Raw genomic sequence first — 12,601 nt, forward strand, 5'->3', positions numbered from 1 at the left:
CGACTTGTTAACTACTATTGGTGCTGGTGATCCGAATTTTGGAGTTCCTTCAAATTCTCCGTCAGAACTGCCTATTCAATCTTCCTTTGATGGTAAATATTTATCAATTGTCGGAACTTTTGAGGGTGCTTACTTGAGCGGGAATCCAGATATCGTTTACAGATATTATTCAACTGATTTTGGTGCTACCTGGCAGGGAGAAGTTATAGCCAGAGGTTCTGGTTCAAACCCTGAGTATGGACAAATATCAAACAGAAATTACGCACCGTACTTTACAAATTTTGGTCAATGTAATGCAATCGTTGACGATAATGGAGTCACTCATGTTGTATTCAACGGATATGGTGAAGGAATTTTGCCTGGAGCAACCGACACAACCGAAGTATTTCCTGTTCTCTATTGGAATAGTAATTATAGAGAATGGGTTGCAGTGACTTCTACCGAACTGGAAGCACCAGATGATGGGTTCGGTCATTCAATTATTGATTATTATCCATATCCTGCTATCGGTAATGCGTTTCCTTCAGTTATGGTTTCTTCAGATGGAATAAGAGTTATTGTTGTTTGGACCGGACCAGAATTTACAGGGAGTGGAAATACACCATATAATATCTTTCCAGGTGATGGTGGGCCTAATTCAGCAGCAGTTTACTATACTGATCTTTATGTTGCATTCAGTTATAATGGTGGGGTAGAAATTGCAGGTGGAAATCCCGCTGTTGCTGCTCGATATAATAATTCGGAAATGTATCCGATCTGTGCAAGTCGGATTAATATTTACTCACCTAACTGGCAGGAACAAGGAACGTTTGTTTTCTTCAATGATTCAATACCAGGCGTTTCGTTTTTTAATAGTCAAAGACCAGGGAACGGTTTTGCAATTGGGTTTTGGGAAACCGGAACTGAAGCATTTTATTTTCCTTCAGTAGAAAGCGAAGAAGGTTTGAGAGATTTTGCACTCAATCAAAACTATCCCAACCCCTTCAACCCGAGCACAAAAATTAGTTGGCAGTCTGCAGTAGGCAGTTGGCAAACATTAAAAGTGTATGATGTGTTAGGGAATGAAGTTGCAACATTAGTAAACGAATATAGACCAGCAGGCAAATATGAGATAGAATTCAACGTAGCTCAGGTCTCCAGACCTGAGATAGCCAATGGAGTATATTTCTACCAATTGAAAGCAGGTGAATATATACATACACGTAAAATGGTCTTGTTGAAATAAAAATTATTGCAGCAGGGACACAATATATTGTATCCCTGCTTCAGGCTAAAAATAATTTAGAAGCAAAAACTATACAGATTCTTATATATTGTCTTCTAAAATTTTTTCAAACACTTCCGGCAACTGGTTAAAACTGTTCTTCCTGTTTCTTTCATTTATGTGGGTAGTAAAATCCACTTTTTCTTTTACAGAAAGAAATTTTTGAACTCCACCTGTAATTGCTTCGGGTGAGTTCGGTTGAACAACAAATCCTGTATTACCCTCATCTACAAATTCCGCTAATCCGCCGACATCAGTCACAATAACGGGTTTATTAAATCCATAAGCCACATTCAGAATCCCACTTTGAGTTGCACTACGATAGGGAAGAATTACAACATCAGCAGCTTGATAGTATTTGGCAACTGATTCGTTGGGAACAAACTGATTTATCACCTTAACTTTATTTTCAATCTTCAGCTTTTTAATCAACTCAAAATATTCTTTTGGATTATCATAAAACTCACCAACAATCAGAAGCCGTGCTTTAGGATTTGAAGAAAGGATTTTCGGGAATGCTTCGATAAGAATATCCAGACCTTTGTATTTTCTAACATACCCAAAGAATAATAAAACAATTGAATCATCTTCAAAACCGAATTCCTTTTTTATTCCTTTTTGATCTGTTAAATCACGTTGTTTATAGCAATTATAAACAGGCAATTCAGACCTGTAAACTTTCTTTCCCTTGGAAAATTGCTGAACTTCTTTTTCAACTATACCTGAAAGTGCCAGAAACTTTGATGCAGAAGTCAAACCAATCTTTGTTAGTAACTTATCAATTGCATTTGCTTCGTGGGAAACAACATTTTCAGTGATGAATAAAATTTTATTTTTATACTTCTTCTTGATAAGAAATGAGATTGCTCCATGACATAATCCAAAAAAAGGATGCCACCAATCAAAAACAACTAAGTCTGCGTTTTCCTTTTTAAGTAAGCCAGCAACTTTTAACCAGTTGAATGGATTTATTGAATTGATAATTCTTTCGCTTGGAACCTTGAATACCTGTTCTTTGCTTTGGTCAAACTGTGTCGTTCCTGGAAAAAGGAGTGATGGATAAAGAAGTTTATAATTATAAATCTTTACATCGAATTGATTCTTTAAGGATTCATAAGCGTGTGTAATGAAGAGTGCATTTCCACCTCTGTAGGGATAGGCAGGACCAATGAGAATAATTTTTTTCTTCAAGTAAGTAAATGATGATAAATAAAATTCAATCGAAATATAATCAAATCGTTGAAGGGTAGAAAGATCACAAAGTCATACTGAACTTGCCTGCCTGTCGGCAGACAGGTTTCAGGATCTTATTTTAACCGTCAAATCTATCAGACTATTTTAAAATATAATACCAGATTAAGATTCCGGAAACTTCGATTGCGACAGAGTTCTGGAATGACAATTAGTGATCAAAACTTGTACTGAGATTCATCATCTTCATCATCAAAATCTTCTGCTTCTGGCATTGTGAACATTGAGCTAAGCATATCACTGAACTGAATACCATCTTCGATTTTAGTTCTGCTTAGTAATGAATATTCTGACAACCCAAATAGAAAAAACTCCATTAACAAAAGTCTTGAATTTCCGTTCACTGATGGCTGATATTTTTTAACAACATTTTCAAGCTGTGGAATTTTATGAAGCAGAATCTCATAATCTTTGTCCGGCAGATTCATCATCAAGTCTGCTTTGTTTCCTTTTTTAAACCAGTCAATAATTGGCTGATATGGATTTGGCTGCTGAGTTTTTTTTAAACTTTCAGGAGCTGGAAAATATTTAGAGAAATTATTTCTTATTGCTTTAGCTATTAGAATCTGCGCAACCTTCGCAGGACCTTCCTGTTCACCTTCATATACAAGCTCAATTTTACCAGTGATTGATGGAATCACACCAAAAAGATCACTTATGCGTAAATGCGTTTCTTTTTCCTGGTTCAGAATTCTTCTTCTTTCAGCAGTGCTGATTAGATTTTCAAAAGCGGAAATTGAAAGTCTTGCAGAAACACCACTCTTTGAATCTACGTATTCGCTTCCGCGTGCTTCGAATGCAACTTGTTCTACCAGATCAAGTAATATTTCATCAGGATATATTTTTTGCTTTTGGTCTTCTGTCAGTTTTGCTTCTTGTTGAGTTATCATTTTAGAAATTTCAATACTCTTCGGATAATGAGTAAGAATCTGGCTGTCAATTCTATCTTTTAACGGAGTTACAATTGATCCTCTGTTTGTATAATCTTCCGGATTTGCTGTGAAGATAAATTGAATATCCAATGGCAGCCTTACTTTAAATCCACGAATCTGAATATCGCTTTCCTGGAGAATATTAAAAAGCGAAACCTGAATCCTTGCCTGCAAATCCGGCAGTTCATTGATTACAAAAATTTCTCTGTGTGATCTGGGAATTAATCCAAAGTGAATTACTCTCTCATCGGAATAGTGAAGTTTGAGTGCTGCAGCTTTTATCGGATCTACATCACCAATCAGATCTGCTACTGATACATCAGGTGTTGCAAGTTTTTCTGTATAACGTTCGAAACGATGCATCCAATCTATCCTGGTACCATCTCCGTCTTTTGTTAAAATTTCCTTTGCATAAACTGAAATAGGATTCAACGGATCATCATTCAACTCTGACCCTTTTACGACAGGGATAAATTCATCAAGTAGATTTATCATCAGACGGGCAATTTTTGTTTTTGCTTGTCCTCTCAATCCTAAAAATAAAATATCATGTCGTGAAAGAACTGCTGTCTGAAGATCCGGAATTACCGTATCATCAAAACCAATTATTCCCTCAAAAGGATTTTTATTTTCTTTTAAGAATTTTATCAGGTTATCCCTTAATTCATCTTTTATAGATTTTGATTTATAACCGTTTTGCTTTAATTCACCAAGCGTTTTAATCGAATTTAATTTCATACTATAATTTTACCTTACTCTCTTTCGTCTGTTTCGTATATAATCTTCAAATAAAAAGTCGCCAAGACCTGTCAAGTTGCTGTAATAAGCTCTGCCATTATTGATTTTTGTGAATTCTCGTACGAACTGCTGCAGATAAGGATCACGCGCAATCATAAATGTTGTAATTGCTATATTATGTTTTCTGCATATAGCTGCCTGATCAAGTGTTTTGTTGATGATTTTTCTGTCTAATCCAAAACTATTTTGATAATATTTTGCACCGATTTTCAGACATGTTGGTTTGCCATCAGTAATCATAAATATTTGTTTGTTATTTGTCTTTCTTCTGCGAAGTATATCGTGAGCTAATTGCAATCCAGCAACTGTGTTTGTGTGAAATGGACCGACTTGTAGATAGGCTAAATCCTTTATTTCAATCGGCCAGGCATCATTTCCGAAAGCAATTATATCAAGTGTATCTTTTGGATATTTCGTAGTGATCAGTTCAGATAAAGCCATTGCAACTTTTTTTGCAGGTGTAATTCTGTCTTCGCCATAAAGAATCATTGAATGGGATACATCTATCATCAAAACAGTTGAAGTCAGAGCTTTGTAATCTCGTTCTTCAATTTCAAGATCTTTCTCAGTTAATTGGAAGTCCTCAATTCCGTGATTGATCTGAGCATTCCTGATTGAATCTGTCATGTCAATTTGTTCCAGAGTATCACCGAAGCTGTATTCTCTTCTGTCTGAAGTTAATTCATCACCATGACCAGAAAATGGAGTCCGATGATTTCCTCTTGCCGTTTTTTTCAACTTACCAAAAATTTCTTCGAGGGATTGTCTTCGAATTGTCATCTCACTTTTTGCTGTCAGGGAAATAGTTTTTCCATCTTCATTTTCTTTTATGTAGCCACGATCTTTTAATTCATCAATAAAGTCACCCATTCCGTATTCTTCACCGGTAAGGTTATATTGTCTGTCAAGTTCGTTCATCCAGTTTAAAGCTTCAGAAACATCACCGGAAGTAATTGTAACAAGCTGAAGAAATACTTTGAGTAAATCATCAAAGTTACCATTACCTCTGTTATCAGGAATGAAATCTGTAAATCTGTGACCAATCATATTATATAAATTAAAAATTAAGAAATATTAGTTCTGAATAATTTCGATTTGAAAATAAATTAAACTTGATGTTAAAACAAGAATATTATTTATTGAGAAAGAAAGGTGAATGGGGGAAGATTTTCCCCCATAAATTATTTTTTTTCCGCAGCTATGCGAGTTTCTAAAACGTTATCGATCAGTTTATATTCTTTTGCTTCTTCCGAAGTCAGAAAATAATCTCTGTCACAATCTTTTGTAATTTGTTCAACTGATTTACCAGTGTGCTTTGATAAAATATTGTAAAGCGAATCCCTGGTTTTAAGCATTTCCTTAGCATGAATTTCAATATCTGTCGTTTGTCCCTGCAATCCACCAATCCACGGTTGATGAATCATGATTTTTGAATGTGGGAGCGCTGAACGTTTTCCCTCTGCACCGCCAGCAAGTAATATTGCAGCCATGCTTGCAGCCATTCCAACACAAATTGTTGCAACTTCGGGTTTTATGTAACGCATTGTATCGTAGATTGCCATTCCTGCTGTTACACTTCCACCGGGACTATTTATGTAAAGATTAATATCCTTTTGAGAATCTTCAGCTTCAAGAAATATTAATTGTGCAATAGTCAGGCTTGCAACGTGATCATCTATCGGCATTCCGATAAAAATAATTCTTTCGCGGAGAAGTCTGGAATAAATATCCATTCCTCTTTCACCACGACCGGTTTGTTCGATCACATAAGGTACAAGCTGGTTAAAAATTTCTATTTTGTCTTTCATTGTTTTTCCTCTTTCTGTTTCTTTGCAAGTTGTTCCGGATCTACTTTTTTAATTTCATTTTTTTCTTTAAAGAAATCTAAAAGCTTTTTATCAATCATTCGTTGAATCTGGTTTGATGATTTGTAGTAATTGATCAGCTTCTCAACAGATAAGCCGGTTTTTTCTGCATCTTTTGCCGCAAGTTCTTCAAGCTCTTTATCTGTTACTTCTATTTTTTCTTTTTTTAGAATCTCATTTTTTAAATGAAACCATTTTACTTCATTAAGTGCTGACGGTTGAAGATATTCTCTCAAATATTTTGTATCTACTTTTTTCATTCCTTGTTTTTTAAGTCTGTCTTCTTCGCTCTTTACCATTTCATCGAGAATACTTTCAACCATAAATGAAGGCGGAGTAAATTCATTCTTTGATAATATCAATCCGATTAATCGGCTTCGGATATAATCTTCAGCTTTTTGATCATAGTAACTCTGAATATCCTTTTCCATTTCAGATCGAAGTACTGCTTCAGTTGAGATTTTATCTTTTGTTACTTTTTTAATCAGTTCTTCATTCAACTCAGGAAAGATTATTTTTTTAATACCAAGGATCAGAACTTCATAGTCAAAATGTTCAACAACTTTTTCTTCCTGCCCATCTTTATTTGGGACCATTCTTTCATCGTGGAAATGAAACTTAAATTTCTCTCCGACTTTCTTTCCTTTTGAATTTTCTTTTATATCCGAATGAACGTTTTCATTTGAAAGATCAATCTGCATTTTCTCTGGTTTTGAGTCTGCAGCAGGTTGACCATCTTCACCAAGTCTGACAAGTTCGACATCCAAAACAAAATTATTATCATCACCAATTAAATCTGCATCTTCCTGTGTGCTGTTTACTCGCAGAATATGTTCAATCTCTTTGTCAATTTCTTCTGGTTTGACTTTAATATCAGGTACTTCAATAATCTGATCAGTATAATCTTTAACTTCAATTTCAGGGATGACTTCATACTTAACCTTGAACTTAAATTCTTTCTCTGGATGAAAGTGAATATCAGTCATAACCGGCTGACCAATCGGTTTGAGATCTTTGTCCTTTGCAATCTCCCAGAATTTTGAATTTGCAACTTTTTCAGAAGCTTCATATTCAAGAGCATCACCGAATCTTTGCTTAATAATGTACATCGGTACTTTACCCTTACGAAAACCCGGCACTTGCAGTTTACCGGCTTGTTTTTTTACTTCAGCATCAATATCAGTTTTAATTTCATCATAATTTAAAATGACTTCAACTTCACGTTCTGATTGGGATATATCATTAACCTTAAACTCCAAATTAACCTCTGGTTTTTAAATTTGAATTGGTGCGAGAACGGGGACTCGAACCCCGACACCTTTCGGTACTAGATCCTAAGTCTAGCGCGTCTGCCAAATTCCGCCATTCTCGCAGATTTGTTATTTTTCTTTGTAATTCTTTAAAAATTGGCTACAAATATACTGTCAGATGATTTGTATATCAATTCTGTTTGTGCTTCATAACATATTCTACATAATAGTTACGGGCTCATCATATTATAAACTGAACCTGTATCATTGCAATATTTTATAAGTAATTTTGCAGAAACAATTCAAATATTTATAAAGCTTGTATGGATAAATTTGTAATAAAAGGTGGACGAAAACTTTCTGGAAGTGTTAAAGTAAGCGGATCTAAAAACAGTTCGCTCGCTTTAATGCCTGCATCAATTCTTGCATCAGGAAAATCTATTCTTAAAAACACACCTGAATTGAATGATGTTTACACGATGTCAAAACTGTTGAAGCATCTGGGAGTTGAAATCTCTTTTAAAAATGAAATACTTGAATTAGATACTTCAGGAATAAATGACTTCACTGCACCTTATGAACACGTAAAAAAAATGCGTGCTTCTATTTATGTGCTCGGACCTTTATTAGCAAAATTTGGAAAAGCTACGGTTTCTTTACCTGGTGGTTGTGCGTGGGGTCCAAGACCGGTGGATCTTCATATTGAAGCGATGAAAAAATTAGGAGCCAATATTGATTTAAAAGACGGATACATAATTGCTGAAGCAAAAAAACTGAATGGAGCTAAAATTAATTTTGATGTGTCATCTGTCGGTGCCACCGGAAATGCAATGATGGCTGCTGCATTAGCAAAAGGAACGACTCTTATTAACAATGCAGCGATTGAACCTGAAATAACACAACTTGCTGAATTTCTTGTTCAAATGGGTTCAAAAATTAATGGAGTTGGAACAAATAAAATTGAGATCGAAGGTGTTGATGAATTGCATCCTGCAAATATTATCACAATACCTGATAGAATTGAAACCGGTACATTATTAATTGCAGCAGCGATCACGAAAAGCAATATTAACCTGACAAGTACATCTTCTGAATATTTGGATGCAGTATTGTTGAAACTTGAAGATACCGGATGCGAGATTAAAAGGAGTCCGGATCAGATTTCAATTGATTGCAGGAATATTGAGCTCAAACCTGTTTCAGTAACCACATCTATTTATCCGGGGTTTCCGACAGATATGCAGGCACAGTGGACAAGTCTGATGTCTATTGTGAACGGAGTTTCAACTGTTACCGATTCAATTTATTTTGACAGGTTCAAACATGTTCCTGAATTGAACAGACTTGGTGCACAAATTGTTCTGGACAATAATACAGCGATAGTTACAGGGGTTAAAAAATTAAAAGGTGCAAAAGTCATGTCAACTGATCTTCGTGCAAGTGCAACTCTTGTCCTTGCCGGACTTATTGCTGAAGGCACTACTGATGTTTTGAGAGTTTATCATCTTGACAGAGGTTATCAGAGAATAGAAGAAAAGTTAAAATTCCTCGGAGCCGATATTCAAAGAGTTGAAAGCAAAGAATATTAATTTTTTATGGTTTCAGGATTATTTAAAAAAAACAACTACCTTTTCGTTTATCTTTTCGTTATTGGAATTATAAATGTATTTCTTCTGACATTACCACTTACAAATGTTTTTGGTTATGAGTTCTCAGCGATTAATTCATTACTGTTATCATTTCTTTCAGGTATCTACACGATTTCAATTTTCAAATCTGTAGCAAAAGAGAAAAAATATTTTTATACAAGCAAACTTTTTGGTGCCTGGTTATGGATGCTTTTTATTCCTTTCTTAATTTCAGTTGTTAATTCAATAATATTTGGATTTTGTTCATTTTGGGATGGACTGATGTTTTATCTTGTCATTACTTGTCCATCAGTGATAATTGGCAGTGCGATTGGTGCATTTAGTTTTCATTTTGTTACGAAGTTTAGAATCATTGTATTTCTGTTTCTTTATTTGCTGATATTGTTTATCGCAGTTTTAGAAATATATTTCAATCCACAAGTTTATCTTTACAACCCGTTGTTTTCCTATTTCCCCGGGACAATCTATGATGAGGGAATTAGTGTTGATTTTAAGTTGATTTTGTATCGAATAATTAGTCTAATCTTTTTTCTTCCGATACTAAATTATTTTATTCGTTGGTTAAAAAAAGAATATACATTCAATAAAAAATTTTCATTCTTAATTATTACAATTATCATCACCGGTTTATTTTACTTTTTTATTTCACCTGCGTTAGGATATACAACAACAAACTCTAATCTGCAAAACACACTTTCGAACCGGATCGAATCAGAGCACTTCATAATTCAAGTTGATAAAAGAATTGAAAAGGATGAACTAAAACTAATCGTATTAAACCAGGAGTATTATTATTCCAGATTATCTGAATTTTTTCTGGAAAAACCGGAAACAAAAATTTCTTCTTACATATTTTATGATAGTAAACAAAAGAAAAAACTTTTTGGTGCTGGTTCGGCTGACGTTGCAAAACCATGGCTGAACAGTATTTATATCTCTGCAGATACATGGGAGAGCACACTTAAACACGAAATCGCACATTGTTTCACTGCAGCTTTCGGTACAGGTTTGTTTAAACTTGCAGCAGATTTTAATCCTGCTTTAATTGAAGGAATGGCTGAGGCTGCTGATGGATTTTATGATGACAATAGCATCAATTTTATGGCTGCTCTTGCATATAAAAATCATTACAGGATTAATCTTAGTGATGTGTTTACTGACTTTAGTTTTTTCAATAGTGTTTCAAGCCTGTCATATATTTATTCAGGTTCATTTATAAAATATTTAGTCGATGAATATGGTATTGAAAAAGTAAAATCTTTCTATGCAACAAATGATTTTTATCCGGCATTCGGAGAAAATCTAGAAACTGCAATTAATAATTTTGAATCATATCTTGACACATCAGCGATTGAAGCTAATGCAAATAAAGCTAATTATTATTTTGGACGTAAACCATTAATTAGTAAAGTTTGTCCAAGATACGTCGCTTCAACATTACAGGAAGGCTGGGAATATTTCTTACTCAAAAATTATGATTGTGCAGAGAGCATTTTTAGGAACATACTTTCTAAAACCGAAAGTTATAGTGCTATCGCAGGTCTTTCCGAAATCTATGAGGAAAGAGATTCTGTATCTCAGGCAGTAAATCTTTTCGAAAAATATCTTGATACTTTCGAAGGCACAAGCAGTGAATACAATTTGAAAATTCGTCTGGCTGATTTATATGTTAAGGAATCAAAAGAAGCCGATGCTTTTAAGATTTACAAATCTGTATCCGATGGATATCCAGAGAGGAGATTAAAGTTGCTTGCAGATACACGTTTAGCTTTGATTGATAAAAGTAAAATTGAAGCATACGTTTCCGGAAGTGATTATGATAAATACTCAATCCTTAAAGAACTTAATGCAAAAACGTACAACTATTCTTCCATACCATTGATGATTGATTTGAGTTATTCTCTAAAAGAAAGTTACAGGAATTTTATATTCTTCTTTAAAAATGATTTTGAAGTAAAGGACGAGATTAGCAGCTATGCAATATTAGAACTTTCAGAATATATGCTGAATAATTTTGATTATGCTAACTCAAGAAAAATGGCTGGATTTGCTTTCAGGTATAAAGCTAATGAAAACCTTCTGAAACTTACTGCCGAGCAATATAAAAAAACAGAATGGTTTGTCAGAAATGCAAAATTAATTCTTGATCAAACTAAATTTGAATTGAATTGAATTAAATTAATCCTATGAACGTCAGCGAAGAAATAAAAAAATATAATTTCCTTCAACAAGCAGCTGAACTAACCGGGAAAATGAATGTAAAGACTTTCATTGTTGGTGGTTTTGTCAGAGACTTAATTTTAAAAAAAGAATGCAAGGATATTGATTTTCTTATTATTGGCGATGTAATGACCTATGCTCAAACCTTCGCGAACCAGCTTGGTATCAAAGATATTGTTGTGTACAGAACTTTCGGAACTGCACACTTTGTATATGATGGAATTAATTTTGAGTTTGTTGCTGCGAGAAAAGAATCTTATAAGCGATCGAGCAGAAAACCTGAAGTAACCGATGGAACTTTTCTGGATGATATTTCCCGGCGTGATTTTACAATTAACACGCTTGCTGTATCTATAATGAAAGATAATTTTGGTGATGTGATTGATCAGTTCAATGGACTGAGTGATATTGAAAATAAAATTATCAGGACGCCAATCGATCCTAAAATTACTTTCGATGACGATCCGCTCCGCATTTTACGCGCATTCCGTTTTGCTTCGCAATTGAATTTTATAGTGGATGATTCAGTGATGCAGGCTGCTGAGGAATTTCGCGAACGTCTTGAAATAGTTTCACAGGAAAGAAAGACTGATGAGTTCCTGAAAATTTTAAAATCTCCAAAACCTTCAATCGGATTAAATTTATTACAGCAATCGAAAGTTATGGAAGTTATATTTCCTGAAATTTCAGTGATGATTGGTGTTGAGCAAAGAAAAGATTATCATCATAAAGATGTATTCTATCATACCCTTGAAGTTGTGGACAATATTTCTCTCAGAACCGATGATGTCTGGCTGCGATTTTCTGCATTGGTTCATGACATTGCAAAACCAAAAACAAAAAAGTTTGTTGAAGGAATTGGCTGGACATTTCACGGTCACGAAGAAATCGGCGCACGAATGATGAGATCAATTTTTAAAAGAATGAAACTGCCGTTTAATAAGCTCGAGTATATAGAAAAATTAATTAGATTACATTTGCGTCCAATAGCACTTGTGAAAGATGATGTTACCGACTCAGCGATTCGAAGATTGGTTGTTGCTGCTGATGAAAACCTGGAAGATTTAATTACGTTGTGCAGAGCGGATATCACGAGTAAAAATCCTGAAAAGGTCGAAAGGTATCTGCAGAATTATGAGATAGTAATGAAGAAAGTGCTTGAAGTTCAGGAAAAGGATAAATTGCGGGCTTTTCAATCTCCGGTTAGTGGTGAAGTAATCATGCAGGTTTGTAAAATAAAACCATCAAAGAAAGTTGGTGAAATAAAAACCGCAATCGAAGAAGCAATCCTCGATGGAATCATAGCTAACAATTATGAAGAAGCCTATGAATATCTTTTAAAGATTAAAGAAGATTTTCTTTAAAACTGATC

The 12,601-nt window shown here is 34.4% G+C and carries 9 protein-coding genes and 1 tRNA gene; 4 read left to right on the top strand and 6 right to left on the bottom strand.

Annotated elements, in window-relative coordinates; all coding sequences use genetic code 11:
* Positions 1–745: 745 nt before the first annotated feature.
* Complete coding sequence (locus HND39_13700; GenBank protein QKJ98009.1) at positions 746–1,225, top strand: T9SS type A sorting domain-containing protein; 480 nt, start codon at positions 746–748, stop codon at positions 1,223–1,225.
* Between the two features lie 81 nt (positions 1,226–1,306).
* Here HND39_13700 and HND39_13705 read toward each other — a convergent pair whose 3' ends face one another.
* The 6 genes from HND39_13705 to HND39_13730 all read right to left on the bottom strand — a co-directional run bounded on the left by HND39_13705 (position 1,307) and on the right by HND39_13730 (position 7,482).
* The gene (locus tag HND39_13705) at positions 1,307–2,455 is read right to left on the bottom strand and encodes a glycosyltransferase (GenBank protein QKJ97254.1); all 1,149 of its coding nucleotides are present in this window, start codon (positions 2,453–2,455) and stop codon (positions 1,307–1,309) included.
* Between the two features lie 218 nt (positions 2,456–2,673).
* Positions 2,674–4,185 carry a magnesium chelatase gene (locus HND39_13710; protein QKJ97255.1) on the bottom strand — a complete coding sequence of 504 codons (1,512 nt, stop codon included), beginning with the start codon at positions 4,183–4,185 and terminating at the stop codon, positions 2,674–2,676.
* Positions 4,186–4,194: 9 nt separating this feature from the next.
* Positions 4,195–5,292 carry a VWA domain-containing protein gene (locus tag HND39_13715; GenBank protein QKJ97256.1) on the bottom strand — a complete coding sequence of 366 codons (1,098 nt, stop codon included), beginning with the start codon at positions 5,290–5,292 and terminating at the stop codon, positions 4,195–4,197.
* Positions 5,293–5,426: 134 nt separating this feature from the next.
* Complete coding sequence (gene clpP, locus HND39_13720; GenBank protein ID QKJ97257.1) at positions 5,427–6,053, bottom strand: ATP-dependent Clp endopeptidase proteolytic subunit ClpP; 627 nt, start codon at positions 6,051–6,053, stop codon at positions 5,427–5,429.
* Positions 6,050–7,369, bottom strand: coding sequence for a trigger factor (gene tig / locus HND39_13725; GenBank protein QKJ97258.1), 1,320 nt, complete (start codon positions 7,367–7,369; stop codon positions 6,050–6,052). Before tig ends, clpP begins: the two co-directional genes overlap by 4 nt.
* Positions 7,370–7,396: 27 nt before the next feature.
* Positions 7,397–7,482 (bottom strand) — tRNA-Leu (locus HND39_13730).
* A gap of 201 nt (positions 7,483–7,683) precedes the next feature.
* Between HND39_13730 and murA the strand changes: the two genes are divergently transcribed.
* The 3 genes from murA to HND39_13745 are packed head-to-tail and all read left to right on the top strand — an operon-like array spanning position 7,684 to position 12,593.
* Positions 7,684–8,949, top strand: a complete 1,266-nt coding sequence (murA, locus tag HND39_13735) for a UDP-N-acetylglucosamine 1-carboxyvinyltransferase (GenBank protein ID QKJ97259.1) — start codon at positions 7,684–7,686, stop codon at positions 8,947–8,949.
* A gap of 6 nt (positions 8,950–8,955) precedes the next feature.
* Positions 8,956–11,181: a hypothetical protein gene (locus HND39_13740; GenBank protein QKJ97260.1), complete on the top strand. Its 2,226-nt coding sequence runs from the start codon at positions 8,956–8,958 to the stop codon at positions 11,179–11,181.
* A gap of 14 nt (positions 11,182–11,195) precedes the next feature.
* Positions 11,196–12,593: an HD domain-containing protein gene (locus tag HND39_13745; GenBank protein QKJ97261.1), complete on the top strand. Its 1,398-nt coding sequence runs from the start codon at positions 11,196–11,198 to the stop codon at positions 12,591–12,593.
* The last annotated feature ends 8 nt before the right edge of the window (positions 12,594–12,601 follow it).

Source organism: Ignavibacteriota bacterium, assembly GCA_013285405.1.
Lineage (GTDB): Bacteria > Bacteroidota > Ignavibacteria > Ignavibacteriales > Ignavibacteriaceae > IGN2.

Excerpts from the sequence above, each read along its gene's own strand:
- HND39_13700 (QKJ98009.1), top strand. The coding sequence starts at position 746 with ATGTATCCGATCTGTGCAAGTCGGATTAATATTTACTCACCTAACTGG.
- HND39_13710 (QKJ97255.1), bottom strand. The coding sequence starts at position 4,185 with ATGAAATTAAATTCGATTAAAACGCTTGGTGAATTAAAGCAAAACGGT.
- HND39_13715 (QKJ97256.1), bottom strand. The coding sequence starts at position 5,292 with ATGATTGGTCACAGATTTACAGATTTCATTCCTGATAACAGAGGTAAT.
- clpP (QKJ97257.1), bottom strand. The coding sequence starts at position 6,053 with ATGAAAGACAAAATAGAAATTTTTAACCAGCTTGTACCTTATGTGATC.
- murA (QKJ97259.1), top strand. The coding sequence starts at position 7,684 with ATGGATAAATTTGTAATAAAAGGTGGACGAAAACTTTCTGGAAGTGTT.
- HND39_13740 (QKJ97260.1), top strand. The coding sequence starts at position 8,956 with ATGGTTTCAGGATTATTTAAAAAAAACAACTACCTTTTCGTTTATCTT.
- HND39_13745 (QKJ97261.1), top strand. The coding sequence starts at position 11,196 with ATGAACGTCAGCGAAGAAATAAAAAAATATAATTTCCTTCAACAAGCA.